The organism is Shinella zoogloeoides, assembly GCF_030733845.1.
In the GTDB taxonomy this organism is placed as follows: domain Bacteria; phylum Pseudomonadota; class Alphaproteobacteria; order Rhizobiales; family Rhizobiaceae; genus Shinella; species Shinella zoogloeoides_C.
The window spans coordinates 880968-907003 of the sequence record NZ_CP132311.1 but is presented as its reverse complement, the minus strand read 5'-3'; the positions used below and the strand labels follow the sequence as shown (position 1 = coordinate 907003).

Here is a 26036-nt window from a genome sequence, read left to right as displayed (position 1 = left end):
TCAGTTCCCCCCCGGGAAGACGGAGCCGATGTAGGCGCGCGGATCGGCGAGCCCCTGCGCGGCAAGCTGGACGGTCGACAGCAGCGCATCGGGCAGGAGGCCGAAGACCACCGCCAGCGCCGTCAGGGCCGCGAGCGGCAGCAGCGCGCTTGCCGGAACGGTTTCGCCCGGCAGCGCCGCGCCTGCCGGCCGCCAGTAGGCCAGCAGGAAGACGCGGCCGAGCGCGATGGTGGTGAGGAAGCCGGTGAGGAACACCGTCGCCACCAGCCACCAGGCGCCGATGTCCATCGCGGCCTTGGCCACCATGACCTTGGGCCAGAAGCCGGAGAACGGCGGCAGGCCGGAGGCGGCGAAGAACAGCACGAGCGACAGGGCGGAAAACAGCGCCGAGCGCGTATAGAGGCCGCCGAGCCGGTTGAGGTCGAACGAGCCGGCGAGCCGTCCGGCCAGCCCCACCGCCATGTAGAGCGCCGTCATGACCACCATGGAATGCAGCGCGTAGAAGATCGCTCCGCCGACGCCGCCGGGACTGCCGAGCGACAGGCCGGCCAGCATGACGCCGATGCCGGAAATGACGACATAGCCGAGCAGCCGGCGCAGGTCGCTCTGGGCGATCGCCCCGAGCGCGCCGAGGATCATGGTCGCCGCGCCGGCGAGCGCGATGACGAAGCTCAGCTCCTCGCGCTCGATGGGGAAGAGCATGATCAGCGTGCGCAGCAGCGCGTAGATGCCGACCTTGGTGAGCAGGCCGGCAAAGAGCGCCGACACGACGATGCGCGGCGTGTGGTAGGAAGCCGGCAGCCAGAAGTTCACCGGGAAGGCCGCCGCCTTCATGCCGAAGGCCAGCAGATAGAGCGTCGCCAGCGTCATCAGCGGCAGGTCGGCCCGCCCGGCGGCGGCCTTCTCGGCGATGTCGGCCATGTTGAGCGTGCCGAAGATGCCGTAGAGATAGCCCGTCGTGATGAGGAACAGCGTCGTCGCGACGAGGTTCAGGAAGGCGTATTTGATCGCCCCGTCGATCTGCCGGGGCTCGGAGCCGAGCGTGATCAGGCCGAAGGACGAGATCAGCAGTACCTCGAACCAGACATAGAGGTTGAAGATGTCGCCCGTCAGGAACGCGCCGGAGACGCCGGCCATCAGCAGCAGGAGGAACGGGTAGAAGCCGTAGCGCCGTCCGCCGCCGTCGATATCGGTGAGCGCGTGCACGGCGCCGGCCAGCGCCACGACCGCGCCGGCAAGCGCGAAGAGCACGCCCGTCAGGTCCGCCGTGAACGCGATGCCGAAGGGCGGCAGCCAGCGGCCCATGACCATGGTGACGGGGCCGTTCGCGGCGACATGGGCCAGCAGCAGCGCGTCGAGCACCACCAGCACGGCAAGCGCCGGCACGGCAAGCCAGCCCTGCAGATGCAGCGACTTGCGCAGCATGAGCAGCAGCGCGCCGGCCGTGAGGCACCAGGCGGGCGGCAGCACGACCAGCCAGTCGGCGGGGGCGACGGGCGTCATGACGAGGGCTGCGGAGAGATCGGCGGGCGTAGCGGCCATTGGCGGGGCGGTTCCTGTCAGTAGCCGGTCGGCGGAAGGGGATCGTTCTCCGGCTCCGCCACGCGCATCTCGTTGCCGTTGTCGGTGCCGAGGTCCTGGTAGGCACGGTAGACGAGCACGAGAAGGAAGGCGAAGAAGGAGAAGGAAATGACGATGGCCGTCAGGATCAGCGCCTGCGGCAGCGGATTGGCCGTCAGCCCCGCCGGCACGTCGTGGCCGGCCGGGATGATCGGCGGCACCTCGCGCAGGATGCGGCCATTGGTGAAGAGCGAGAGGTTGACCGCATTGCCGAGCAGCACGACGCCCAGCAGCACGCGCACCAGGAACTTCGACAGCATCAGGTAGACGGCGGCGGCGAAGAAAAGGCCGATGAGGAGCGCGAAAGGTACTTCCATCAGACGTTCTCCTCCGCTTCGAGCGCCAGCGCGATGGAGGTGATCGAACCCACCACGACGAGATAGACGCCGGCATCGAACAGCATGACGCTGGAGAGCGGGATCTCGACGCCGAGGATGACCGGATAGATCCACAGGCCCGTCATGAATGGCACCGCGAAAGCCATGGAGAGAAGGCCGGCGATGCACGCCATGAACAGCCCGAAGGCCGAGATCGCCATCGGGTGGAACCACAGCGCCTTGCGCACGGCGACGATGCCGTTGGCGATGCCGAAGATGGCAAGCGCCGAGACCGCGATCAGCCCCCCGATGAAACCCCCGCCCGGCTCGTTATGGCCGCGCAGCAGCACGAAGATCGAGAAGAGCACCATGAGGGCGGTGAGGAACGGCGCGACGGTGCGGAAGATGAGGGTGTTCATCTGACGCCTCCTGGGACGGCGAGCAGGAATACCCCCCTCTGGCCTGCCGGGCAGGATAGTGCAGGCAGAGGGGAAGACCCTCTCTGCCTGCCGGCATCTCCCCCACAAGGGGGGAGAACGCAAGCCGCCTGCTCTTCATCCCATTTTTCACGCCGAGGGTGCCACGGGTTAAGTCCCTCCCCCTTGTGGGGAGGGGTTGGGGAGGGGTTTGCCCGCAAGGACCGAGGCGGCTGGCCGCGCGTCGCCACCATCATGCCTTTCCTCCCGCCTTGCCGCCCTTGCGAATGCGGATGATCGACAGGATCGCCAGCCCCGTCACCATGACGACGGCGATCTCGCCGAGCGTGTCCGTGCCACGGAAATCGACGATGATGACGTTCACCACATTGGCGCCGTGGGCGATCGTCTTGGAATAGAGGTTGAAGAAGTCGGTCAGCGCCGTGTCGAAGCGGCCCTGCGTGACCTTCAGAAGGTAGAGCGCGAAGCCGAGGCCGCAGGCGACCGCGATCACGGCGTCCGGGATCTTCTCGCGCAGCGGCCGGTGGTCGCGCGGCGTGAGCTTCAGCCGCGTCATGACGAGCGCCAGGATGACGACGGAGAGCGTCTCGATCATGAACTGGGTGAAGGCGAGGTCCGGCGCGCCGAAGAGCAGGAAGAGCAGCGCCACGCAGAAGCCCTGGATGCCGAGCGCGACGATGGCCGTCAGGCGGCTTTTCGCCGTCAGCACCGCGCATATACCGAGGACGGCGAGCACCATCACAGCCGTTTCATGGAACGGCACGTTGGCCGGCCAGACCGGCAGGCGCGGCCATTCGCCATAGACGGCCGGCGGCACGAGCAGCGCCAGCGCCACCACGGCGAAGGTGGCGGTCATGTAGACTTCCATCAGGCCCGGCTGGGTCAGGCGGGTGACGAAGGAGGCGCCGCGCACCAGAGCGCGCATCGCCTGGTCGAAACCCCTGTCCGGCCCCCAGCCGATGTCCTCGACCAGCCGGTTCGCGGCAGCGCGCGCCTTGTCGAGCGCCAGGAAGGCGAGGATGCCGAAGGCCACGGTGACGATGGACAGAAGGAGCGCCATGCCGAGATGCGGCACCGCCGAAATGGTGATCGTCTCCGGCCTTCCGGCAATGGCGGAGGCAAGCGGCGAGGTCAGCAGCGCATGCGCCGTGGCGGAGAACAGGCCGATGACGAGCCCCTTCACGGCGAGCAGCATGGGCCCGATCCACAGCAGCGCCGGCCCCTCATGCGCGTGTTTCGGCGTTTTCACGGGATTGCCGAGGAACGGCTTCAGCGCCACGGCGAAGGCGACGGCGAACATCAGGCCGTTGCCGATGACGGCGGCGAGCGTGAAGGCGATGGCGCGCGGGCTGCCGCCGGCAAGCGCCACATAGATCTCCTCCTTGGCGAGGAAACCGAAGAAAGGCGGCAGGCCCGCCATGGAGAGCGCGGCAAGCAGCGCGGCGAGGAAGGTCACCGGCATGGCGCCGCGCAGACCGCCGAGCTTCGTGATGTCGCGCGTGCCGGTCTCGTGGTCGATGAGGCCGGCGACCATGAAGAGCGCGCCCTTGAAGAGCGAATGGGCCACCAGATAGAGCGCCGCCGCCGCGACCGCATATTGCGAGCCGAAGCCGGTCAGCATGACGAGCAGGCCGAGCGAGGCGACCGTCGTATAGGCGAGCATCAGCTTGAGGTCGGTCTGGCGGATGGCGAGCACCGCGCCGACCAGCAGCGTCAGCCCGCCGAAGGCCGGCAGGATGGTTTCCCAGGCGAGCGTGTCGCCCATCACCGGGTTGAGCCGCATCAGGAGATAGACGCCGGCCTTCACCATGGTCGCCGAATGGAGATAGGCGGAAACCGGCGTCGGCGCCTCCATGGCGTTCGGCAGCCAGAAATGGAACGGGAACTGCGCGGACTTGGTGAAGGCGCCGCCGAGGACGAGGAAGAGGATCGCCAGATAGAACGGGCTTGCCCGCACCTCCGCGCCGAAGGACATCAGGAGCGAGAGCTGCGTGACGTCGGTGACGTTCCACAAAAGCAGCAGGCCGGCGAGCAGGAAGAGCCCGCCGCCGCCCGTCACCACCAGCGCCTGCAGGGCCGCCCGGCGCGAGGCCTCGCGCGCATGGTCGAAGCCGATCAAGAGGAAGGAGGTGATCGAGGTCAGCTCCCAGAAGACGAAGAGCATCAGGAAGCTGTCGGAAGCGACGAGGCCGAGCATCGCGCCCATGAACATCAGGATGAAGGAGAAGAACCGCCCCTGGTGCGGATGCCCCTTCAGGTAGCCGCCGGCGTAGAGCACGATCAGCGTGCCGATGCCGGAGATCAGCAGCAGGAAGGCGAGCGACAGGCCGTCGATCAGCCAGGAGAAGCTGACATTGTAGGACGGCACCCAGGCATAGCCGCCGGTGACGATCTCGCCGCGCGCCACTTCCGCGTTGAAGCCGAGGAAATGCAGGAAGACGGCGAGCGGCACGAGCGCCAGCGGCCAGGCGGCGTTGTGGCCGAGCAGCCGCGTGAGCGCGGGCGCGACCAGCGCCCCGAGGAACGGCAGACAGAAGGCGAGGAAGGTCAGGCCCATCGTGTCTGGTATCATTCCCTCTCCTTATGTGCGCGGACTTCGCCCGTCGTTCGCCCCGAAATCGTCAGAGCATTGTTTCTATGTCGGTTTGCACGAAATCGCCACCCATGAACGGCAAGCCCGCGACGTTTTCACCCACCTTCATCGCTTCCGCCGCCGGGCGTGCGAAGGTCGACGCCGGAATACCGGTCAGCATTGCGGCAGGCGCGCCGATTGTCTTGCCACATTCCGCGTCCTATCTATGGAGCCAACAGGAGGACGCCATGAGCGACACGACGACATTGAAGGTCCACAAGACGAAGGAAGAATGGCGGCAGTTGCTGACGCCGGAGCAGTTCCGCATCACGCGCGAACACGGCACGGAACGCGCCTTCTCCAGCCCGGATTTCGACCTTTCCAAGAAGGGCACCTATCGCTGCATCTGCTGCAACAGGCCGCTCTACCGCTCGGAAACCAAATACAATTCCGGCACCGGCTGGCCGAGCTTCTACCAGCCGATCGAGCCCGGCGCGGTGACGGATCATTCCGACCGCTCCTACGGCATGACGCGCACGGAAATCCGCTGCGCGGACTGCGACGCCCATCTCGGCCACGTCTTCCCTGACGGCCCGCCGCCGACGGGCCTGCGCTACTGCATGAACGGCGTGGCGCTCAGCTTCGACGAGGATTGATCGGGCCATCGCATATGGCAGCGCGTTGCGGCTCTCCCCTTCTCCCCGACGGGGAGAAGGTGGCCCGAAGGGTCGGATGAGGGGGCTTGCAAGGCTCATGCGTCTGCGCCACCCCCTCATCCCGCTGCCGCGACCTTCTCCCCGTCGGGGAGAAGGGGCAAGATGCAAGCTCCCTGTCCATATGCGATAGCCCCTACCTTTGCAGGGGGAGATGCCGGCAGGCAGAGAGGGCCTTCCTGCCACTTGCACCGTCGATGAGCGTAAATCGGCGTGCCGGACAGCCTAGCGCTTCGGCACCTTCAGCTCCATACAGGTCAGGTCCAGCCAGCGGCCGAACTTGATACCGACCTCGCTGAACCGGCCGACGACGCGGAAGCCGAGCTTCTCGTGCAGCTTGATCGAGGCGGCGTTCTCCGCCTCGATGCCGGCGATCATCACATGCACGCCGTTGAAGCTCGCCCGGTCGATCAGCGCCTTGAGCAGGCGCTTGCCCGTGCCGGTGCCGCGCCCATCCTTGTGCACGTAGACGGAATGCTCGACCGTATGGCGGTAGCCGTCGAAGGCGCGCCAGTCACCATAGGAGGCGTAGCCGACCACCTGCTTGCCGCGCAGCGCCACGAGAATGGGAAAGCCGCGCTCGCGGCGGGCGGCGAACCAGGCCTTGCGGTTGTCGAGATCGACCACCGCCTCGTTCCAGATCGCCGTCGTATTGGCGACGGCATCGTTGTAGATGTCCATGATGCCGGGAAGATCGCCCTCCACGGCGTCGCGTATCGTAATGTCCATGGTTCCCCCCGGTTTTGCCTCATGCCATACAGGAGGAGCGGGAAAGCTGTCCAGCCTGCTTGCAGGCCGGACGATGAAACGCCCGCCCTTGTCCGTTATCCGCATGACATCATCAACGAGTGGTTCCCTTGCAACGCTTCCTTGTTCTCCTCCTCCTGCTTCTCCCCGCCGCCGCCTTCGCGCAAGCCTGGGAGCCCTATGCCAACGCCCGCTTCGGCTTTTCGGTGGATATCCCGCCGGGCTTCACGCTTTCGCGCGAGGCCGACAATGGCGACGGGCGGACCTATGCGAACGGCGCGGCGACGCTCGCCGTCTGGGCGCATTACCTGACGTCGGGCGATTTCGAGGAGGAAGTGGCCGACCGCCGCGTCACCTACCAGCAGGAAGGCTGGGACCTTTCCTACGACCGGCAGGCGGCCGGCTGGGCGAGCCTTTCGGGCACGCGCGGCGATACGATCCTCTATCACCGCGTCGTCAGGCTCTGCGAGAATGCCGTCGCGTCCTTCGTGCTGGAATATCCGCAGGCGATGAAAGCCGAGGTTTCGCCCTTCGTCGGCAAGCTGGTGAAATCGCTGCATCCGGCCGAGGGATGCACCAGCGCCCAGGGCGCGGCCCCCGCCGCCGCGCAGTAAAACGCGAGGCTAGATCCCGGAGACGACGCTGGAGACGACCGCCGAATAGTGCACGGCGGCCGCCGCCACCACGAAGCCGTGCCAGATGGCGTTCTGGAAGCGCAGCTTCTCCCAGACATGGAAGATGACGCCGACCGAATAGAGCACGCCGCCGACGACGATCAGCGTCAGCGTGGCGACGGACAGATGCGTCAGCAGCGGCCCGGCGGCGAAGACGCCGCTCCACCCCATGCCGAGATAGATGAGGATCGCCAGCCGGTCGTAGCGGCCGGGAAAGAAGAATTTCAGCGCCACGCCCGCCGCCGCCATGCTCCAGATGAAGACCAGCATGCCGGCAAGGAACGGGTCCTCGATGCCGCGTTGCAGGAAGGGCGTGTAGGTGGCCGCGATCAGCAGGAAGATCGCCGAATGGTCGAAGCGGCGAAGGTGCCACTTCACGTTGGAGACCGGCCAGAGATTGTAGGCGAAGGAGGTCGAGAGCGCGAGGACAAGGCCGACGCCATAGACCCAGGCGGCGGCAAGCTGGCCGCTCGTCGCCCAGACCGTGGCGTAGAAGATCAGCGCCGTCACGCCGATCAGCGCGAAGACCACGCCGACACCATGCACGATGCCGTCGGCGATCACCTCGTACCGGTCATAGTTCCACTTGACGCCCTTGATTTCCACCGTCGCCGATCCTGCCTCGTACTACGGCCATGGTGACGTTTTTACATCGCCGGGGCAAGGGGTTGGAGGGCGCGCGGGCATCACGATAGTTTGCCGCGTGACACGGCAAGCGAGGCTATTGCTGAGCGATGCACTCCTCGCAGAGCGCGGCATGCGGGACCGCGGCAAGGCGCGCGGGGGAGATCGGCTCGCCGCACTTGGCACAGGCGCCGAACGTGCCGGCGGCGATGCGGTCGAGCGCCGCATCGATGGCGGCAAGCTCCTTGAGGCCGGTCGTGCCGAACTCCTCGAGAACCTCGTCATTCTCCCGCTCGATGGCGCGCTCGCCGCTGTCGCCGCTTTTCAGCGTGTCGAGGTCCTTCTCGATCCTGTTCAGGCGTCCGTAGAGCTCGCGCTTGCGGGTCAGAAGAATGTCCTTGTAATGCGCCACGTCCGTCACGATACCGTCTCCTTCGTTTCGATGGCTGCGAAATTGGCATCGTCAGGGTTGAACGGCATTGATCGGAATCAAGTTCCGTCGGCGCATCGTCAACGCTGCATTGACAGTAAATCGCCGAAACACCATCTTTCGTGAACGCTGCCGCTCCGCCATATTCCTCCCGACAAACGGTTTCCGAGGGAAACCGAAACAGGGATCATATCATGACGGACCTCGACAGACGGACATTCCTCGGCGCCGCCGCCGCTGGCATCGCCGCAAGCAAGGCCGGCCCCACACGCGCGGAGACCGCCCCCATGACCACCAGCGCCACCCATGCCGCCGACATGCCGGCCTTCGTCGACCATTCGCACCTGACGGTGATCGACATGCCGATGGTGTCATCCTTCTACCAGCAGGTGATGGGCCTTTCGGTGCTCGACACATCGGCTTCGGGCGAAACGCTCGGCGTCGCCGGCCGGCCGCTGCTGACGCTGACGACCGGGGGCAACGCCGCCCGCGCGCCGCGCAACGCGCCGGGCCTCTTCCACACCGCGTTCCTCGTGCCCGATCGCAAGGAACTCGGTCGCTGGCTGGCCCATGCCGCGCACAACAACGTGCCGCTCACCGGCGCCTCGGACCACCTCGTCAGCGAGGCGATCTACCTCGACGACCCGGAAGGCAACGGCATCGAGATCTATCGCGACCGCGACCGCGCCGAATGGACCTACGTGCCCGACGGCACGGTGAAGATGGCGACGCACCGGCTCGACCTGCAGGCGCTCTACGACGAGGCGCCGAAGGACGGCTGGACCGGCCAGGAGAACGGCACGGTGATCGGCCACATCCACCTCCAGGTCACGGATATCCCGGAAGCGGACGCCTTCTTCCAGGGCGTGCTCGGCCTCGACATCATGGCGCGCTATCCGGGGGCGAGCTTCTTCGCCACCGGCAAGTACCACCACCATGTCGCGGCGAATGTCTGGAACTCGCGCGGCCAGCCGAAGCGGCAGGGCGGCATGACGGGCCTTTCGGACTATACGATCCGCTTCAACGACCCGGCCAAGCTGGAGGCCGCCATCGGGAAGCTCGACGCGCTCGCGCTCCCCACCACCCGCTCGGGCGGTACGGTCTCGCTCGTCGACCCCTGGGGCATCGGCCTCAAGCTCTCGGCCTGAACGCGACGTCTCCCCCTCATCCGGCCCTTCGGGCCACCTTCTCCCCGAGGGGAGAAGGGGACGACCACGCGTGTCGCATTTCCCTTCTCCCCTCGGGGAGAAGGTGCCGGCAGGCGGATGAGGGGGTTACATCAAGCCGCGCCGTCCGCTTCCTCAATCGTAGAGATAATGCGCCGCCCAGTCCTCGCGCGGCACCATGTCGCCGACCTTGTACTTGAAGGCGTTGACCTCCAGCCGGTCGTCGCTCGCCTCGCACTTGTAGGACAGCCGGAACCACTCGCCTTTGCTGCGGAAGACCGCGCCCTTCGTCTTCAAGGTCGTGCCGTCGAGCTTGGGATCGCCGAAGGCGTAGGCGATCACCTTGTCGGGGCGAAAGCCGCCCTTGCCGTCGCTGATGCGATCCATCGCCTCGATGTCGCAGCGCTGCTCCAGCCGCTCTTCCGGCGTCAGCTTTTCGAGCTGGCCGCGGATGCGCGCGTCGATGGCCATTGCCGGGAATGCCGCCAGCGTCAGGGTACAAAGGGCGGTTACAAGCCCGATTGCCTGCCGTTTCAACAATCTGCCTCCTCTTCGTGCCATCGGTGGCGACGTCTTAATTTGGGGTTAACGCGCAATATGTCGATTTGACGACAGGCCGCAACCTACCCATGGTTTCATGCGCGATTGCTGGAACTTCTCTCGGGCAAAAGCGTTTCTGGCGCGAATTGGGGAATGCGCCATGCATGACATATCCGGAAAACCGGCCGAACGCCGCCTCCTGCAGGGCAGCGTCGACCTCGAAGCAGACCTCGTGGAGGACGCGCCGCGCCGCTACGGGCTCGACATCGCCGCCGCCTGGGCGGCCATCGGCATCTTCGCCATCATGGCCATGGGCGTCGTCTACATCATGGCGCCGATCCTCATTCCGCTCTGCCTTGCGGTCGTCACCGGCCTCATCTTCGGCGTGGCGGCGGAAAAGCTCAACGAGTTCGGCATCCCGCCGCTGCCGACCGCGCTGCTGCTCGCCGGCGTCTTCGGCTCCGGCCTCTTCCTCGTCGCGGGGCTCCTGGCCGACCCGATCGCGCAACTTGCCGCCAATGCGCCGGATCTCGTGCGCGGCGCCTATGACCGCATCACGCCGCTGTTCTCCCGCCTCGGCTGGCTGAACATAAGCCCGGAAACCTTCCAGGGCGGCCAGATGTCGATGGAGAAGGTGCTGGAGAACACCGGCAGCATCCTCGGCATCCTCTCGTCAAGCCTCACCCCCGCTTTGCTGCAGGGCATGATCTTCTTCGCCGCGCTCGTGCTCTTCCTCTCCGCGCGGCTGAAGCTGCGCCAGATGATCATCATGTCGTTTCCCCGCCGCAGCCAGCGGCTGACGACGATCCGCATCATGAACGCCATCGACAGCTCGCTCGGCTACTATTTCGCCACGGCCGCACTGGTCTATGCCGCGCTCGGCGTCGTCACCGGCCTCATCACCTGGGGCGGAGGGCTCGCCATGCCGGCGCTGTGGGGGCTGTTCGCCTTCCTCTCCAGCTTCGTGCCCTTCCTCGGCGTGACGCTGATGACCATCGCGCTCGCCGCCGCGGGGCTCCTGACGCACGAGACGCTGATGATGGGCCTCCTGCCGGCGCTCGCCTTCTTCCTCGTGCACCTCGCCATGGAAAACCTCGTCATGCCGGCGGTGATGGGCAAGCGCCTGGAGGTCAACGCCTTCATCATCTTCACGGCGATCATCTTCTGGACCTGGATGTGGGGCGCCGCCGGCGCCATGCTCGCCCTTCCCCTCTCCATCATCGGCATGACCATCGCCGACGAACTGCGCCCCGCCAAGCGCAAGGCCAAGCGCAGCCTGCCGGGGTAAGACCCTCTCTGCCTGCCGGCATCTCCCCCACAAGGGGGGAGAACGCAAGATGCTTGCTCCTCCTTCCATTTGTCACGCTGAGCCTGCCGCGCGTTAAGCCCCTCCCCCTTGTGGGGAGGGGTTGGGGAGGGGTCTTTCTCGTGTCTCTGCCGAAACCTCCGCTTGATGCGAACGCCCCGGCTCTCTATCTCTTTGATCCCGCCTATCCTTCCGCCGGAGTGAAATCTTGTCCGTCTTCAAAAACCTGCCTGCCGCCCCCCTCGCCGCCAAGAAGCCCGTCTCCGACACCCGCCACGGCATCACCCGCACCGACGACTATGCCTGGTTCCGCGACGAGAACTGGCAGGCGATGTTCAAGGATCCTTCCATCCTGCAGCCGGAGATCCGCGCGCATCTGGAGGCCGAGAACGCCTATATGACGGCGGCCATGGCCGATACGGAGGCCTTGCAGAAGGCGCTGTTTGCCGAGATGCGCGGGCGCATCAAGGAGGACGACAGCTCCGTGCCGGTCAAGGACGGCCCCTTCGCCTACGGCACTGCCTATGTCACCGGCGGGGAGCAGCCGCGCTATTTCCGCGAGCCGCGCGACGGCGGGACGCGCACCATCCTGCTCGACGGCGACAAGGAGGCGGCCGGCAAGGACTATTTCCGCCTGTCGGGCATCGACCATTCGACCGACCATTCGGTGGGCATCTGGGGCTATGACGACAAGGGCTCGGAATATTTCACGCTGAAGGTGCGCGACCTTGCAAGCGGCGAGGACCGCGCGGACACGATCGTCAATTCGGGCGGCGGCGGCGTCTGGGCGCCGGATGCGAAGAGCTTCTTCTACACCGCGCTCGACGAGAACCACCGTCCCTCGAAGATCTTCCATCACATCCTCGGCGAGCCGCAGGACAAGGACCGCCTCGTCTACGAGGAGAAGGATGCCGGCTTCTTCCTCTCGGTCGGCGGCTCGCTGATCGACGACTTCGTCTATATCGATATCCACGACCACGAGACGAGCGAATACCGCCTGCTCTCGACCAACGACCTTCTCGCGACCCCCGTCGTCGTCGCTCCGCGCCAGGTGGGCCTCGAATACTCGATGACGGAGGGCGGCGACGTCTTCTACATCCTCACCAATGCCGACGGCGCCAAGGACTTCAAGATCATGGAGGCGCCGGTGACGGCGCCGGGCCGCGAGAACTGGAGCGAGGTCGTGCCGCACCGCCCCGGCACGCTCATCCTCAGCCACATGGCCTTCGCCCGCCACCTCGTCTGGCTGGAGCGCCACGAGGGCCTGCCGCGCATCGTGGTGCGCGACCGCAAGAGCGGCGAGGAGCATGCCATCGCCTTTGCGGAAGAGGCCTATTCGCTCGGCCTTTCGGGCGCGGCGGAATATGACACTGATGTCATCCGCTTCTCCTATTCCTCGATGACGACGCCCTCGCAGCTCTTCGACTACGACATGGCGACGCGCGAGCGCACGTTGCTGAAGACGCAGGAAGTGCCCTCCGGCCACAACCCGGACGACTACGTCACCCGCCGCGTCTTCGCTCCCGCCCTCGACGGCGAGAGTGTGCCGGTCACCCTGCTCTACCGCAAGGACACCCCGCTCGACGGCTCCGCGCCGTGCCTGCTCTACGGCTACGGCGCCTACGGCATCACCATCCCGGCGTCCTTCAACACGAATTGCCTATCGCTGGTCGACCGCGGCTTCGTCTATGCCATCGCCCATATCCGCGGCGGCAAGGACAAGGGCTTTGCCTGGTACGAGAACGGCAAGATGGACAGGAAGACCAATACGTTCAAGGACTTCATCGCCGCGGCCGACTATCTGAATCAAGAGAAGTTCACGTCCTACGCGAGGATCGTCGCCGAGGGCGGTTCGGCCGGCGGCATGCTGATGGGCGCGATCGCCAACATGGCGCCGGAAAAGTTCGGCGGCATCATCGCCGCCGTGCCCTTCGTCGACGTGCTCAACACCATGCTGGACGACACGCTGCCGCTCACCCCGCCGGAATGGCCCGAATGGGGCAACCCGATCGAGAGCAAGGACTTCTACCAGCTCATGGCCAGCTACTCGCCCTACGACAATGTCGCGGCCAGGCCCTACCCCGCCATCCTCGCCCTTTCCGGCCTCACCGATCCGCGCGTCACCTACTGGGAGCCGACCAAGTGGGTGGCGCGGCTGCGCGAGAAGACGACCGGCTCGGAACCGATCCTGCTCAAGACGAACATGGGCGCCGGCCACGGCGGCGCCTCCGGCCGCTTCCAGCGGCTCGAGGAGATCGCCTTCGAATATGCCTTCGCCATCAAGGTTGCGGGAAAGATGTAGGAGCCGCAAAGCGCTCGAAAGAAAAAGCCGGCGCATCGTTCGCGCCGGCCAAGAAGCCGGTCAGAGGGTCGGACCTGACCGGGATCAGCGGAATGCGCCCACGCATTCCTGCAGGTCGTTCAGCATGGCGCTCGAGCCCTTGAGGCTGGTTCGCACGTCGCCGATACGGATGTGGTTGCCGCGTTTCAATGCCTCGATGACCGACCGGTCGCTGCCGAGATCGTAGGCGATCTCCTGGCTTCCATAGGCCTTGCCGACGATGTCGTAACCCTCACCGTCGTCGATCCAGTATTTCGCATCATTGGTGTAGTTGTCAGCATAGTCATAGGACGTATCCTGGAAGCCGAAGGTCACGTGGCCGTCGTCGTACCAGCGGAAGGCGGCAAAACGGCCGCCGTCGCCGCGCCGGACCGCGCGGCAGTTCGAAAAGCGCCGGTCGCCGGAAAAGTCCGCGACGATGTCCCAGCCGCCCACCGTGCGCGCGTCGCGGTAGCGATCGGCATCCGCGCCGTAGCCGTCGCCGCTGCCGCTGCCGGATGAACTCGTGGCCGCATAGCCGTCCGACTTCGCATCGTGGCGGGTATCGTTCGAAGCATGCTCCTCGACCGGGAAGTCGCGCAGGGCATCGCGGTAGCGGTCGAAATAGCCGAGGCGGCGCACGTCAACGAATTCGAACTCGTAGTCCTCCAGCCCGCGCACGGAATTGTCGCGGAAGCGCACGAGGCCGCGAACGCGCAGGCAGCCGTCGCCGCAGTCGATCTCATCGACATATTCGCGCGCATTGTCGTCAGGCGTCTTCACCGCGATGCCGAGGCCGTGGCGGCGCTCGTCGTTGATTGCACGGAACATCAGCGACTGGGCGTAACCGCGGCGATCCTCGTCGAAATAGTCGTAGATCGCACGTTCCTCGCTGGGGCTGAGATCATCCTCGCTCGCCACGTAGATGCGGCGCTCGGGAATGCTCGCCGAGGTGATGATGTTGCGAAGGCGCTCGCGCGAATAGACGGTCGAGAAATAGGAAAGGTAGTCGCAGCTTTCCGGCGGAGCCCAGAAGCTGAAGTCGATCAAGACGAGCTGGCCGTCCTTGTAAAGGTCGGAAAGCCGGCGGTCGCGATCCTTGCCACCGAAGGACAGGCGCCCGCAGGGGTCGTGCCGGTCGTTGGCGACCGTGACATAGGGCAGGTTGCCGGCATCCTCGTGCTCGCGCTCGAAGCGCTTGCCGAGCAGCTCGATCTTGCGCTCGGCGATATAGGCGAAGACGCCTTCCGGGTAGCGGCTGAGGTAGCGGTCGTAGGCCTCGCGGTTATCGGAGAGCGAGGCGAATTCGTAGAACGAGACTTCCGCCTCGTCGACCTTGCCGTCCTTGGCGCTCAGGGCGAACTTGCCGTAGTCGGCATCGCTCTGCCAGACCTCCTGCTTGCCCTGGCTGCGCTCCTTGACGATGTCGGAGACCTTTCGGAACGCCTCCTCCAGCGCGATGCCGGGAATGCTGACCGCATCGACGAAGGCCGAGGCGAAGGGGCTGATCGGCGTGCCTTCATAGTCGTAGGTCGTGCCGGGCGCGGCGGCGTAGGCATAGTGGATGCCGTCGGCGTTCTTCGGCTCGGCAAGGCCCTCGGGAATGTCGCGCAGGGTCAGGAACGGGTTTTCGTGCGCGGCGTCGAACAGCACGACCTTGAGGCCGGTGCCGAGCTTGCGCAGTGCGCCGGTCACCTCGGAGACCGCAAGCGAACGGTTGCGCAGGCCCGTCAGCGTGCGGCCGGACGCGTCGGTCGGCAGCAGGTAGTTGTCGCCGTCGATCTGCACCGCGTAACCGGAGAAATAGACGAAGAGCACCGGGTTCTCCACCTTCTCTGCCACGCGCGTGAAGTTGTTGAGGGCCGACAGCATGCCGAGATAGTCGACGTCGGTGGCGCGCGTCACGGAGAAATCGGCCCGCTCCAGCGCCTCGCCGACGAGGTCGATGTCGTTCAGCGGGTTTTCCAGCGGCTCGGCATCCTCGTATTCGGCATTGCCGATGAGGAGGGCGTAGCGCTCGGCCGCGAAGGCAGCGGGCGCGGCGAGGATGAGGAGACAGGCGGCGAGCGCCCCGATCAGTCGATGGACATTCCGCTGCACGATATCCTCCAAGAATCGATCGGCCCTGTTGAAAAAGGAAACGGGCCGCGCCCCGCGCTTATTCAGAAGGTCATGAAATTCCATCTCGATCCGCTCCGCAAGGGGCTGCGGGACCAACCGAAAAGGTTTGTTAAGTGCGCGCCGCTACTTTCGCTGGCAGAACGAGGAAAGAGACATGACCATTCAGCGCATCGACATCACCGGCGTCGTGGACGTGGAGCACCGCGTGCTCCGGGACCGTGCCGCGATGGAGGATGCGGCGGCTGCCTGGCGTGCGCTCGATGCCCGCGCGGCCGATCCGCTGTCCTATTTCCAGAGCTACGACTGGTGCGCCTGCTGGATCGACAGCTATGGCGGCGAGGATTGCCGGCCGGAAATCCATACGCTGTGGCAGGGCGAGCGGCTGGTCGCCGTCTGGCCGCTGATGCTGACCGGCGGCCGGCTGAAGCGCCTCGAACCGCTCAGCACGCCGCATTGCCAATATTCCAACATGCTGGCCGACCCCGCCCTCGGGCAGGAGGCGGCCCAGAACCTTCTTGCCGCGCTCGCGAAGGGAAGCCACGACCTCGCGCTGCTCGAGAGCGTGCCGGTGGGCTCGGCGCTCGCCGGGCTCCTGACGCAGACGGCGCCGCTTTCCGGCCGCGGCAACACCGCCTCCATGCTCGACCTTTCCGCCTTCGCCTCGCCGGAGGACTATGCGAGCCGGTTCAGCAAGACGCAGCGGCGCAACCGCAACCGCCGGCGCAACGCGCTGGCGCGGCACGGCGAACTTTCCTTCGAGGTGCTGTTTCCGGGCGATGCCGGCTTCGCGGCGGCCATTCCCCTCTTCCTGCACCACAAGCGCCAGTGGCTGCGCGAGACGGCGCGGCGCGGCCACGCCATCGCCTCCCCCGATTTCGACCGTTTCCTGACCGCGCTTCCCGGCGACCGGGACCCGCTCTCCGGCGCCTGCCTCTTCCTGCTGAAGGCCGGAGACCGCATGGCGGCCGCCGAGCTCGGCTTCGTGCACCACTGCCACTACTATGCCTATCTCGGCGCCTTCGACTGGGCGCTGCGCGATGCCTCCCCCGGCAAGACGCAGATGGACATGACGGTGTGCTGGCTGATCGAGCAGGGGGTGAAGACCTACGACCTGCTCGGCCACCCGACCGACTACAAGGAAAGCTGGAGCAACCGCACCATCGGGCTCGAAACCTATGCGCTGCCGACTAATTTCGTCGGCATGGCCTATGCCAACCTCTGGACGGCGCGTGTGCGGCCACGGCTGCAGAAGCTGTATCGCAGCCTGCCCGAGCAGATCCGCCGCCTCACCCAGTTCGGCCATAGTTTCGGGCTTTTCGTGATGATCGCCTGATACGCCTTCCGTTCGCCGGCCGCAGACCCTATCTGATAGGGTGATGCAGCAACGGACGGACGGATCATGAGCGGCGCAACGGGCATTTCCTTCGACAACAGCTATGCACGCCTGCCGGACGCGTTCTTCGCGCCGGTCGACCCGACGCCGGTGGAAGCGCCGCGCCTTATCAAGTTCAACCGGGCGCTCGCCGACGAGCTCGGCCTCGACGCCGACGCGCTGGAGCGGCACGGCGCGGGCTATTTTTCGGGCAATGTCGCCCTGCCCGGCGGCCTGCCGCTCGCCATGGCCTATGCCGGCCACCAGTTCGGCCAGTTCGTGCCGCGGCTCGGCGACGGGCGGGCGATCCTCCTCGGCGAGGTGATCGACCGGCACGGCCGGCGGCGCGACATCCAGCTCAAGGGCGCCGGCCAGACGCCCTATTCGCGCCGCGGCGATGGGCGCGCGGCGCTCGGGCCGGTGCTGCGCGAATATATCGTCAGCGAGGCCATGCACGCGCTCGGCATCCCGACGACGCGGGCGCTGGCGGCGGTCGCCACCGGCCAGCCGGTCTATCGCGACCGCGTGCTGCCCGGCGCGGTGTTCACCCGCGTCGCCGCCAGCCATATCCGCGTCGGCACCTTCCAGTTCTTCGCCGCGCGCGGCGACACGGACAATGTGCGGGTGCTCGCCGACCATGTCATCGACCGGCACTATCCAGAGCTGAAGGGCGCGGACAGACCCTATCTCGCCCTCATCGACGCGGTGGCGGAAAGGCAGGCGGCGCTGATCGCCAAATGGCTCGGCGTCGGCTTCATCCACGGCGTGATGAACACCGACAATATGACGATCTCGGGCGAGACCATCGACTTCGGCCCCTGCGCCTTCATGGACCGCTACGACCCGCGCACCGTCTATTCCTCCATCGACCAGGGCGGGCGCTATGCCTTCGGCAACCAGCCGATGATCGGCCAGTGGAACATCGCGCGGCTCGCCGAGGCGATGCTCGCAATCCTCGACGACGACCAGGACAAGGCGGTGGAAGCGGCGAACGAAGCGGTCGGCCGTTTCATGGAGCGCTTCCAGGCGCACTGGAAAACGGTGATCCGCGGCAAGATCGGCCTTGGCGAGGAGGAGCAGGAGAGCGACCAGGCGCTGATCCGCGACCTGCTCGTCACGCTCTACGAGCAGAAGGCCGACTATACGCTGACCTTCCGCCGGCTGGCGGACGCGGCGGAGAGCCAAGACCCCTCCCCAACCCCTCCCCACAAGGGGGAGGGGCTCACCCAGTTGCACTCTTCGGGGCATAATTCTGCGAGGAGCCAGCCCCCTGCTGTCTCCCCCCTTGTGGGGGAGATGCCGGCAGGCAGAGGGGGTTTCACGGAGGCAGGCTTCGCCAACGTCATGGAAGACCCGGCCGCGCTGGCGCCCTGGCTTGCCGCCTGGCGCGCGCGGCTGGCGCAGGACGCGACCTCGCCGCAGGAGCGCGCGGCGGCGATGCGCCGGGTCAACCCGGCCTTCATTCCGCGCAACCACAAGGTCGAGGAGGCCCTGACGGCGGCGGTCGACCATGGCGACTTCTCGCTGTTCGAGGCGCTGAACGACGTGCTGTCGAAGCCCTACGAGGACCAGCCGGCCTTTGCCGCCTATGCGCTGCCGCCGAAGCCGGGCGAGGAGATCACCGCCACGTTCTGCGGGACGTGACCCAGTCTGCACGAAATACTTGCGCCGAAAAGTATAGTTTTTGGCAAAGTCGTGGCGATGGCATTGAAGCGACACGTTTCTGCCCTAATTTCTCCAGCGTCCCTCCCTGAGCCGGACGTCATGCCGGCTCTCCTCCCTGGCCGGCATCGCTAACGGAGATCATCATGTTGCTAACAATTACCGCCGCCGTCATCGCCCTCATCGGACTGGTGCTGACGGGCGGAGGCGGGTGGCTGCTTTCGCTTGGCGGCAGCCCCTACTATCTCGTCACCGGCATCGCCTTCCTCGTTACTGCCGTCCTCCTCTTGCGCCGCTCCAGCGCGGCGCTCTGGCTCTATGCCCTCATCATCCTCGGTTCGCTCGGCTGGGCGATCTTCGAAGTCGGCTTCGACTGGTGGCAGCTCGGCCCGCGCGGCGGCGTCATCGTGCTCATCGGCCTGTGGCTGATGCTGCCGGCCATCCGCCGGCCGCTCGGCTTCGCAAGCCCCACCGGCACGCGCTATGCCGCCTCCGCCCTGCCGCTTGCCGTCGCCACCATCGTCGCCATCGCCGTTGCCGGCTATTCGATGACGCAGGACCCGCACGACATCGCCGGCGACCTGCCGACCGACGTGGTGAACGCCACGCCGGCCCTCGGCGGCAACGTGCCGGCCGGCGAATGGCACCAGTACGGCCGCACGCAATACGGCCAGCGCTATTCGCCGCTCGATCAGGTGAACACGGAGAACGTCTCGACGCTGAAGGTCGCCTGGCAGTACCAGACCGGCGACGTGAAGCTGCCTGACGACGTGGGCGAAACCACCTATCAGGTGACGCCGCTGAAGATCGGCGACACGCTCTACATGTGCACCCCGCACAACTGGGCGATCGCGCTCGATGCGGCGACCGGCAAGGAGAAATGGAAATACGATTCCAACTCCGGCATGAACCCGGATCGCCAGCACCAGACCTGCCGCGGCGTGACCTACTATGCCGATCCGGCCGCCACATCAGGCACGACCTGCGCGACGCGCGTCTACCTGCCGACCTCGGACGCCCGGCTGATCGCGCTCGACGCGGCGACCGGCGACGTGTGCACCGGGTTCGCCCAGAACGGCGTGCTGCAGCTCGCACAGGGCATGCCGTACAATCCGGCCGGCTACTACTACTCCACCTCGCCGCCCGTCATCACCGACGGCAAGATCATCATCGGCGGGGCGGTGAACGACAATTACTCGACCCAGTCGCAGTCCGGCGTCATCCGCGCCTTCGACGTCAATTCCGGCGCCCTCGTCTGGAACTGGGATTCGGGCAATCCCGACGTCACGACGCCGCTGCTGGAAGGACAGGTCTACACCGTCAACTCGCCGAACTCCTGGTCGGTGTTCAGCTATGACGAGGCGCTCGGCCTCGTCTACATACCGCTCGGCAACCGCGTGCCCGACCAGCTCGGCATGGGCCGCAGCGAGCATGTCGAGAAATATTCGTCCTCCATCGTGGCGCTCGACATCAAGTCCGGTGCGGTACGCTGGGTACGCCAGACCGTGCATCACGACCTCTGGGACATGGACGTGCCGGCCCAGCCTGCGCTGATCGACATCACGAAGGATGGCGCGACCATTCCCGCCCTCGTCGGCCCGACCAAGCAGGGCGACATCTACGTGCTCGACCGGCGCTCGGGCGAGCCGATCATCCCGATCGAGGAAGTGCCTGCCCCGACCGGCGCGATCCCGGAGGACTTCACCGCCCCGACCCAGCCGGTCTCCGGCCTCACCTTCATGCCGCCGCCGCTGACGGAGAAGAACATGTGGGGCATCACCATGTTCGACCAGCTCGCGTGCCGCATCGACTTCCTGTCGATGAAGTACGAGGGCCGCTACACGCCGCCGTCGCTGGAAGGCACCATCGTCTATCCCGGCAATTTCGGCACGTTCAACTGGGGCTCGGTCGCGGTGGATCCCGAACGGCAGGTGATGTTCGGCATGCCGACCTACCTCGCCTTCACCTCCCGCCTCGTGCCGCGTGACCAGATCCCTCCCAAGGGACAGGACGAGAAGGGCTCCGAGCAGGGCCTCAACCGCAATGAGGGCGCACCCTACGGCGTCTTCATGGGGCCGTTCCTCGGCCCGCTCGGCATTCCCTGCCAGGCGCCGCCATGGGGCTATGTCGCGGGCGCCAACCTTGCGACGGGCGACATCGCCTACAAGCACAAGAACGGCACGGTCATGGACATGACGCCGCTGCCGCTGCCCTTCAAGGTCGGCGTGCCGGGCATCGGCGGCCCGATCATCACCAAGGGCGGCGTCGCCTTCCTCGGCGCGGCGGTCGACGACTACCTGCGCGCCTACGACGTGACCAGCGGCCGCCAGCTCTGGGAAGCCCGCCTTCCGGCCGGCGGACAGGCGACACCGATGACCTATACGGTCGGCGACAAGCAATACGTCCTGATCGTCGCCGGCGGCCACGGCTCCGTCGGGACGAAGCCGGGCGATTACGTCATCGCCTATACGCTGCCGTAAGGGGGCTTGCGGCCTTCTGGTGCGGAGGGCGGGTTTACCCCCCTCTGCCCTGCCGGGCTCCCCCAAGGGCAGGGTTATCGTATATGGCAGAGCGTTGCGGTTTTCCCCTTCTCCCCCGCGGGGAGAAGGTGGCCCGAAGGGTCGGATGAGGGGGTGGTGCGGCGGGGTCCTTTGTCGGCGCCATCCCCCTCATCCGCCTGCCGGCACCTTCTCCCCGCGGGGGAGAAGGGACAAGCCGCAATGGGTTCGCTTCATGTGCGATGGCCCTGCCGAGGGAATCGCCCGGCAGGTAGAGGGGGTAAGACGCAGTCATCTACCGACCGAAGCAAAGCCCCCCTTCTAAGGCTTGCCTCCCCGCCTCGCCCCACCCATTATCCCGCCTTCCCCATCCTCCCCGGGAGATTCGCCATGAAAGACGACTGGCGGCTGATCGCCGCGCCGGTGAAGATCATCCTTGGCAATTACTGGCGCGCCTCGCGCGGCCTGCTGGCGCTCGTCGCGGTCATCGTCTTCCTGTCGGCGATCTCGGCCGTCGCCGCGCCCTATCTCTTTTCGCGGCTGATCGACGCCATGACCGCCGACCGCTTCGCCGAGACGCTGGCCCTCGGCCTCGTCGTCTATGCCCTGCTCATCGGCATGGCGGCGGCGATGCAGCACATGGTGCAGTACCTCTCCTACATGAGCGCGGAGAACCTCAGCTTCATCGCCAGCACCAGCCTGTTCGAACGGCTCCTGCGCAAGCACGCCGGCTTCTTCGTCGAGCACAACCCGGCCGAGATCGAAGGGGCGCGGCGGCGCGGCCAGGGCGCGCTGATGACGCTCGTGCAGCTCGGCCTCGTCGTCTTCATCCCCGGCGCCACGCAGATCGTGCTCGCCCTTCTCATGCTGGGCGCGACGATCAACCTGGAGGTCGTGCTGATCGTCTTCGCCTATGGCTGCGGCTTCATCGCCCTCACGGCCATTGCCAACCACCGCACCCGCCGCTTCCTCGACGCGGCCATCGAGGCGGGACAGGCGAACGCCAAGTTCGTCGGCAACGCCATGGCGGCGATGGAGACGCTGCGCCATTTCGGCAGCCACCGCTGGATGCAGGCGCGCTTTGCCGAAAAGGCCCGCGAGGAGCGCGACAACTGGGCCGCCTTCTGCCGCCGCCGCATCGGCTACAGCTCCGTGCTCGGGGCGGGCCTTGCCGTGCAGTTCGTCGTCACCTTCCTGCTGCTCCTGCCGCGCTACCGGGCGGGCGATCTCAGCGTCGGCGATGTCGTGCTGTTCAACACGCTGCTGCTTCAGCTCAACATGCCCTTCGAGATGATCGGCCATGCGCTCGACGATGTGGTGCGGGCACGCGCCTCGCTGCTGCCGCTCGCCCGCATCTGGGCCGCGCCGGAAGAGCCCGACGCCGCGACGCCCGGCGGCTTTTCGCACCGGCAGGGCCGGCTTGCCTTCGAAGACGTCTCCTACGCCCATGAGAACGGCCGCGGGATCGAGGATGTCAGCTTCGCCGCCGAGCGCGGCCGGATCACCTATCTCGTCGGCGAGACCGGCTCCGGCAAATCCACCCTCCTGCGGCTCGCGCTGAAATCGCTGAGCCCCGCCGCCGGGCGGATCGCCGTCGACGGCGTCGACCTCGCGGCCGTTTCGCAACGCGACTGGTACGCCGCCGTCGGCATCGTGCCGCAGGAGCCGACGCTGCTCAACGACACGCTCGCCGTCAATATCGTGCTCGGCCGCGCCGTCGACCGCGACCGGCTGCGGCGGGCGGCCGAGAAGGCGGCGATCCTCGCCTTCATCGAGGAGCTGCCGGAGGGCTTCGAGACGCTGGTGGGCGAGCGCGGCATGAAGCTCTCGGGCGGCGAGCGCCAGCGCATCGCCATTGCCCGCGCGCTCTATGCCGATCCGCAGTTCCTCTTCCTCGACGAGGCGAGCTCGGCGCTGGACGAGACCACGGAGGCCGGCATCATGCAGCATATCCGCGGCCTTGCCGGCGAGGTGACGATCCTTGCCGTGACGCACCGCAAGAGCGTGATCGGCCCCCTGGACCATGTCGTGCGCCTTGCCGGCGGGCGTGTCGAAAGCGAGAGCTGACCACCCGCAAGTCTCGCAAAAGCCGCAACCGGGAATGGTGGCTGCGAAACGATTTCTCAGGCCGACGGCGCGCAAGGGCAATCCGTCGCTGGTCCGCAGGGAGCGAAGGCCTGACCAGCCTTCGCTTCATTTTCTTACCGCAGGCGGTCCCTTGCCTGGCCTCCTGTCTCCACGTCCCGCTCGCGACGGGATAATCGCAGAGGAACACCCTCTCTGCCTGCCGGCATCTCCCCCACAAGGGGGGAGAAGGCTGGCCGCCTGCTCTTCCTTCCATTTTTTACGCCGAGGGTGCCGCGCATTAAGTCCCTCCCCCTTGTGGGGAGGGATTAGGGAGGGGTCTTCAATTACCACGACGCGGCACCGAAAAACCCGATTGACAAACCGCGCGAAAGGGAGAATATCGCGCCCATGATCAAGAGCACGCACATCGCCGCAACGTATTTTTGGCTGTTCCGATAGGGAGCGGCTGTTCGATCATGTCAACAAGCCGCCATCAGGCGGCTTTGTTGTTTCTAGGGCACCTGATGGCAGAAAACCGAAGGAGCCCGAAATGCACAATACCGTCATCAAGCTTGAGCCCCACGCCGACCGGCCGCCGATGCTGACCATCCGCACCGCGCGCCCGGGCGACCTGCAGCAGATCCTCGACATGATCGCGCTGCACGCGGAGTGCCATGGCGACACGGCGAAGATTTCCGCCGTCGATCTCGACCGCGACCTGTTCGGCGCCAATCCCTGGATCAATGCCCTCGTCGCGGAAGCCGGCGGCCGGCTGATCGGCTACGCGCTGCTCGTTCCGATGTACCGCGCCCTCGAAGGCCTGCGCGGCATGGAACTGCACCAGATCTTCGTGCGTGACGGCCATCGCGGCCACGGCATCGGCCGCCATCTGGTGTCGCGTGCCCGCGAGCATGCCCGCATCTCCGGCTGCGGCTACCTCTCGGTGAGCGCGGCGACCGGCAATTTCGGCGCGCACCGCTTCTACGAGCAGATGAATTTCCGGGCGGGCCCGGTGACCGGCATGCGCTACGTTCAGGCACTCGGCTGAGGGACGACGACGATGACGAAGCGACTGGCGATCGTGCTGACCGAGGGTTATGCCGACTGGGAATGCGGGCTGCTGATGGCGACGGCGCGGCATGAATGCGGGGCGGAAACCGTGGTGCTGACGCCCGGCGGGGCGGACGTCGCCTCGCTCGGCGGCGTTTCGGTCAGGTCCGCCGGCAAGGCGGAGGACGCCTCGCCCGACGACTTCGACGTGCTGGTGCTGTGTGGCGGCACGATCTGGCAATCCGACGCCGTGCCCGACCTTTCGGCTCCGGTCGGGCGTTTCGTGGCGGCGGGAAAGCCGGTCGCGGCGATCTGCGACGCCACGCTGGCGCTCGGCCGCCTCGGGCTGCTCGACGCGCGGGCGCATACCGGCAACTATCCCGGACAACTGCCGGAAGTCGTGCCCGCCTATCGCGGCGAAGCCCACTACCGCGACCAGCCGCAGGCAGTGCGCGACCATGGCATCATCACCGCCTCCGGCGCCGCGCCCGTCACCTTCGCCCGCGAAATCCTCGACGCGATCGGCCTCGGCTCGGCCGAACTCATCGACTATCTCGCCCTCTATGGCGATGAGCATCGGCAGGCGAAGGCCTGAGAGAAGAAAACCCCTCCCCAACCCCTCCCCACAAGGGGGAGGGACTTAACGCGCGGCACGCTCGGCATTCAAAAATCGAGGGAAAAGCAGGCTGCTAGCCTTTCTCCCCCCTTGTGGGGGAGATGCCGGCAGGCAGAGAGGGGCATTTTGCGATAGTCTATCGCTCATCCACCCTCGGAAAGATAGTCTCAGCAGGGACATAAGGGCCACCGGTAACCTCCCCGGCCAGCCGCCTCAATGCGCCGGGACTGCCTTCAGATAGGCCGCGATCGCCTCGCGGTCTTCCTTCGGCAGGAGCGCCATGTTCTTCTGCACCGAGACCATCGCGCCGCCGACGCTGTCGAATTCCGGGGTGAAGCCGGTTTCGAGATAGCTGACGATGTCGCCCACGCTCCAGCTTCCGAAACCGCCTTCGGCCGGGGTGATGTTGGGGATGCGCCCCTCGCCTTCCGGGTTCGGCCCGCCGGCCAGCCACTGGCCGGTCTTCAGCCCGCCGAGCATGTCGCGGGGCGTATGGCACTCGCCGCAATGCCCCGGCCCTTCCACGAGATACTGGCCGCGCTTGACCGCGTCGTCGGCATCGGCCAACTCCACGCGCGGGGCGTCGTTGAGGTAGAGGAATTTCCAGCCGCCCAGCGCCAGGCGGATGTTGAACGGGAACGGCAATTCATGGTCCGGCGCGACGTTCGCGCTCTTCGGCAGCGTCTTCAGGTAGCCGTAGAGGTCAACGACGTCCTTCACCGTCATGCGGGCATAGGAGGCATAGGGGAAGGACGGATAGAGGTGTTCGCCGTCCCGGCCCGTGCCGCGCATCATGGCATCGCCGAACTCCGCCAGCGTCCACGCGCCGATGCCCGCCGTCTCGTCGGGCGAGATGTTCGGCGCATGGAAGGTGCCGAACGGGCTTTTCAGCGCAAGGCCGCCGGCGAGCACCAGCTTCTGGTCGTCGGGTGCGCCGGGCGCGGCATGACAGCTCACGCAGCCGCCGGCATGGAAGATGCGCTCGCCATTGGCAAGGTCCGGCTCGCCCGCCGACGCCCAGGTCTCGGCCGGCAGCCGCTCGGGCGCCGTGACGAAGAGGAACGCGCCCGCGCCGAGCGCGCCGAGCACCACGACGGCGCCGAGGATTTTCTTGAATGCCATGAACCATTCCCTTTTTCCGGCCGCGCGATGATGCGGCGGCCTGAAACGCAAAGCCGCCGCCC

General features: G+C 66.5%; 22 protein-coding genes. 11 read left to right on the top strand and 11 right to left on the bottom strand.

Annotated elements, in window-relative coordinates; translation table 11 throughout:
- The 5 genes from Q9316_RS05410 to Q9316_RS05390 all read right to left on the bottom strand — a co-directional run bounded on the left by Q9316_RS05410 (position 1) and on the right by Q9316_RS05390 (position 5127).
- A complete protein-coding gene (locus tag Q9316_RS05410) occupies positions 1 to 1542 on the bottom strand; it encodes a Na+/H+ antiporter subunit D (RefSeq protein ID WP_306034208.1) in 1542 nt (513 codons plus the stop codon).
- Positions 1543 to 1559: 17 nt separating this feature from the next.
- Entirely contained in the window at positions 1560 to 1937 is a 378-nt protein-coding gene (locus Q9316_RS05405) for a Na+/H+ antiporter subunit C (RefSeq protein WP_306034207.1), read from the bottom strand.
- Positions 1937 to 2356 (bottom strand): Na(+)/H(+) antiporter subunit B, encoded by a 420-nt coding sequence (locus Q9316_RS05400; protein ID WP_306034206.1) that lies wholly within the window; start codon positions 2354 to 2356, stop codon positions 1937 to 1939. The genes Q9316_RS05405 and Q9316_RS05400 overlap by 1 nt, the downstream gene beginning before the upstream one ends.
- 250 nt (positions 2357 to 2606) lie before the next feature.
- A complete protein-coding gene (locus tag Q9316_RS05395) occupies positions 2607 to 4946 on the bottom strand; it encodes a putative monovalent cation/H+ antiporter subunit A (protein ID WP_306034205.1) in 2340 nt (779 codons plus the stop codon).
- Between the two features lie 49 nt (positions 4947 to 4995).
- Positions 4996 to 5127 carry a hypothetical protein gene (locus Q9316_RS05390; RefSeq protein WP_306034204.1) on the bottom strand — a complete coding sequence of 44 codons (132 nt, stop codon included), beginning with the start codon at positions 5125 to 5127 and terminating at the stop codon, positions 4996 to 4998.
- Between the two features lie 67 nt (positions 5128 to 5194).
- On the opposite strand from Q9316_RS05390, the gene msrB reads away from it, so the two are divergent.
- Positions 5195 to 5602: a peptide-methionine (R)-S-oxide reductase MsrB gene (gene msrB, locus Q9316_RS05385; RefSeq protein ID WP_306034203.1), complete on the top strand. Its 408-nt coding sequence runs from the start codon at positions 5195 to 5197 to the stop codon at positions 5600 to 5602.
- A 282-nt stretch (positions 5603 to 5884) separates the two neighbouring features.
- On the opposite strand, the gene Q9316_RS05380 is transcribed toward msrB, so the two are convergent.
- Positions 5885 to 6388, bottom strand: a complete 504-nt coding sequence (locus Q9316_RS05380) for a GNAT family N-acetyltransferase (RefSeq protein WP_306034202.1) — start codon at positions 6386 to 6388, stop codon at positions 5885 to 5887.
- Positions 6389 to 6516: 128 nt separating this feature from the next.
- Between Q9316_RS05380 and Q9316_RS05375 the strand changes: the two genes are divergently transcribed.
- On the top strand, positions 6517 to 7020 hold the full coding sequence (locus Q9316_RS05375; protein WP_306034201.1) for a hypothetical protein: 504 nt from the start codon (positions 6517 to 6519) through the stop codon (positions 7018 to 7020).
- 9 nt (positions 7021 to 7029) lie between these two features.
- Here Q9316_RS05375 and trhA read toward each other — a convergent pair whose 3' ends face one another.
- Positions 7030 to 7686, bottom strand: a complete 657-nt coding sequence (trhA, locus tag Q9316_RS05370) for a PAQR family membrane homeostasis protein TrhA (protein WP_306034200.1) — start codon at positions 7684 to 7686, stop codon at positions 7030 to 7032.
- Between the two features lie 115 nt (positions 7687 to 7801).
- Positions 7802 to 8125 (bottom strand): TraR/DksA family transcriptional regulator, encoded by a 324-nt coding sequence (locus Q9316_RS05365; protein ID WP_306034199.1) that lies wholly within the window; start codon positions 8123 to 8125, stop codon positions 7802 to 7804.
- Positions 8126 to 8421: 296 nt separating this feature from the next.
- On the opposite strand from Q9316_RS05365, the gene Q9316_RS05360 reads away from it, so the two are divergent.
- On the top strand, positions 8422 to 9282 hold the full coding sequence (locus Q9316_RS05360) for a VOC family protein (RefSeq protein WP_306035221.1): 861 nt from the start codon (positions 8422 to 8424) through the stop codon (positions 9280 to 9282).
- Positions 9283 to 9435: 153 nt separating this feature from the next.
- Here Q9316_RS05360 and Q9316_RS05355 read toward each other — a convergent pair whose 3' ends face one another.
- Positions 9436 to 9771 (bottom strand): DUF930 domain-containing protein, encoded by a 336-nt coding sequence (locus Q9316_RS05355; protein WP_306035220.1) that lies wholly within the window; start codon positions 9769 to 9771, stop codon positions 9436 to 9438.
- Positions 9772 to 10000: 229 nt separating this feature from the next.
- On the opposite strand from Q9316_RS05355, the gene Q9316_RS05350 reads away from it, so the two are divergent.
- Both Q9316_RS05350 and Q9316_RS05345 read left to right on the top strand, forming a co-directional pair.
- Positions 10001 to 11128 carry an AI-2E family transporter gene (locus tag Q9316_RS05350; RefSeq protein ID WP_306034198.1) on the top strand — a complete coding sequence of 376 codons (1128 nt, stop codon included), beginning with the start codon at positions 10001 to 10003 and terminating at the stop codon, positions 11126 to 11128.
- Between the two features lie 226 nt (positions 11129 to 11354).
- Positions 11355 to 13448, top strand: a complete 2094-nt coding sequence (locus tag Q9316_RS05345; protein WP_306034197.1) for a S9 family peptidase — start codon at positions 11355 to 11357, stop codon at positions 13446 to 13448.
- An 84-nt stretch (positions 13449 to 13532) separates the two neighbouring features.
- Here Q9316_RS05345 and Q9316_RS05340 read toward each other — a convergent pair whose 3' ends face one another.
- Complete coding sequence (locus Q9316_RS05340) at positions 13533 to 15566, bottom strand: caspase family protein (RefSeq protein ID WP_306034196.1); 2034 nt, start codon at positions 15564 to 15566, stop codon at positions 13533 to 13535.
- A gap of 175 nt (positions 15567 to 15741) precedes the next feature.
- On the opposite strand from Q9316_RS05340, the gene Q9316_RS05335 reads away from it, so the two are divergent.
- The 6 genes from Q9316_RS05335 (at position 15742) to Q9316_RS05310 (ending at position 24831) form a co-directional block, all read left to right on the top strand.
- Positions 15742 to 16920, top strand: a complete 1179-nt coding sequence (locus Q9316_RS05335; protein WP_306034195.1) for a GNAT family N-acetyltransferase — start codon at positions 15742 to 15744, stop codon at positions 16918 to 16920.
- Positions 16921 to 16986: 66 nt separating this feature from the next.
- Complete coding sequence (locus tag Q9316_RS05330) at positions 16987 to 18603, top strand: protein adenylyltransferase SelO (protein WP_306034194.1); 1617 nt, start codon at positions 16987 to 16989, stop codon at positions 18601 to 18603.
- A 164-nt stretch (positions 18604 to 18767) separates the two neighbouring features.
- Positions 18768 to 21101 carry a glucose/quinate/shikimate family membrane-bound PQQ-dependent dehydrogenase gene (locus Q9316_RS05325; RefSeq protein WP_306034193.1) on the top strand — a complete coding sequence of 778 codons (2334 nt, stop codon included), beginning with the start codon at positions 18768 to 18770 and terminating at the stop codon, positions 21099 to 21101.
- A gap of 408 nt (positions 21102 to 21509) precedes the next feature.
- Positions 21510 to 23186, top strand: coding sequence for an ABC transporter ATP-binding protein (locus Q9316_RS05320; protein ID WP_306034192.1), 1677 nt, complete (start codon positions 21510 to 21512; stop codon positions 23184 to 23186).
- A 550-nt stretch (positions 23187 to 23736) separates the two neighbouring features.
- On the top strand, positions 23737 to 24234 hold the full coding sequence (locus Q9316_RS05315; protein ID WP_306034191.1) for a GNAT family N-acetyltransferase: 498 nt from the start codon (positions 23737 to 23739) through the stop codon (positions 24232 to 24234).
- A 12-nt stretch (positions 24235 to 24246) separates the two neighbouring features.
- Complete coding sequence (locus Q9316_RS05310) at positions 24247 to 24831, top strand: DJ-1/PfpI family protein (protein ID WP_306034190.1); 585 nt, start codon at positions 24247 to 24249, stop codon at positions 24829 to 24831.
- Positions 24832 to 25065: 234 nt separating this feature from the next.
- Here the strand turns inward: Q9316_RS05310 and Q9316_RS05305 are convergent, their stop codons facing one another.
- Positions 25066 to 25974, bottom strand: coding sequence for a c-type cytochrome (locus Q9316_RS05305; RefSeq protein ID WP_306034188.1), 909 nt, complete (start codon positions 25972 to 25974; stop codon positions 25066 to 25068).
- Positions 25975 to 26036: the final 62 nt, after the last annotated feature.

Coding starts and splice junctions, on each gene's coding strand:
- Q9316_RS05400 (WP_306034206.1), bottom strand. CDS start 2,356: ATGAACACCCTCATCTTCCGCACCGTCGCGCCGTTCCTCACCGCCCTC.
- Q9316_RS05330 (WP_306034194.1), top strand. CDS start 16,987: ATGAGCGGCGCAACGGGCATTTCCTTCGACAACAGCTATGCACGCCTG.
- Q9316_RS05350 (WP_306034198.1), top strand. CDS start 10,001: ATGCATGACATATCCGGAAAACCGGCCGAACGCCGCCTCCTGCAGGGC.
- Q9316_RS05395 (WP_306034205.1), bottom strand. CDS start 4,946: ATGATACCAGACACGATGGGCCTGACCTTCCTCGCCTTCTGTCTGCCG.
- Q9316_RS05355 (WP_306035220.1), bottom strand. CDS start 9,771: ATGGCCATCGACGCGCGCATCCGCGGCCAGCTCGAAAAGCTGACGCCG.
- Q9316_RS05325 (WP_306034193.1), top strand. CDS start 18,768: ATGTTGCTAACAATTACCGCCGCCGTCATCGCCCTCATCGGACTGGTG.
- Q9316_RS05335 (WP_306034195.1), top strand. CDS start 15,742: ATGACCATTCAGCGCATCGACATCACCGGCGTCGTGGACGTGGAGCAC.
- Q9316_RS05305 (WP_306034188.1), bottom strand. CDS start 25,974: ATGGCATTCAAGAAAATCCTCGGCGCCGTCGTGGTGCTCGGCGCGCTC.
- Q9316_RS05390 (WP_306034204.1), bottom strand. CDS start 5,127: ATGCTGACCGGTATTCCGGCGTCGACCTTCGCACGCCCGGCGGCGGAA.
- Q9316_RS05315 (WP_306034191.1), top strand. CDS start 23,737: ATGCACAATACCGTCATCAAGCTTGAGCCCCACGCCGACCGGCCGCCG.
- Q9316_RS05360 (WP_306035221.1), top strand. CDS start 8,422: ATGACCACCAGCGCCACCCATGCCGCCGACATGCCGGCCTTCGTCGAC.
- Q9316_RS05320 (WP_306034192.1), top strand. CDS start 21,510: ATGAAAGACGACTGGCGGCTGATCGCCGCGCCGGTGAAGATCATCCTT.
- Q9316_RS05410 (WP_306034208.1), bottom strand. CDS start 1,542: ATGGCCGCTACGCCCGCCGATCTCTCCGCAGCCCTCGTCATGACGCCC.
- Q9316_RS05405 (WP_306034207.1), bottom strand. CDS start 1,937: ATGGAAGTACCTTTCGCGCTCCTCATCGGCCTTTTCTTCGCCGCCGCC.
- msrB (WP_306034203.1), top strand. CDS start 5,195: ATGAGCGACACGACGACATTGAAGGTCCACAAGACGAAGGAAGAATGG.
- Q9316_RS05310 (WP_306034190.1), top strand. CDS start 24,247: ATGACGAAGCGACTGGCGATCGTGCTGACCGAGGGTTATGCCGACTGG.
- Q9316_RS05380 (WP_306034202.1), bottom strand. CDS start 6,388: ATGGACATTACGATACGCGACGCCGTGGAGGGCGATCTTCCCGGCATC.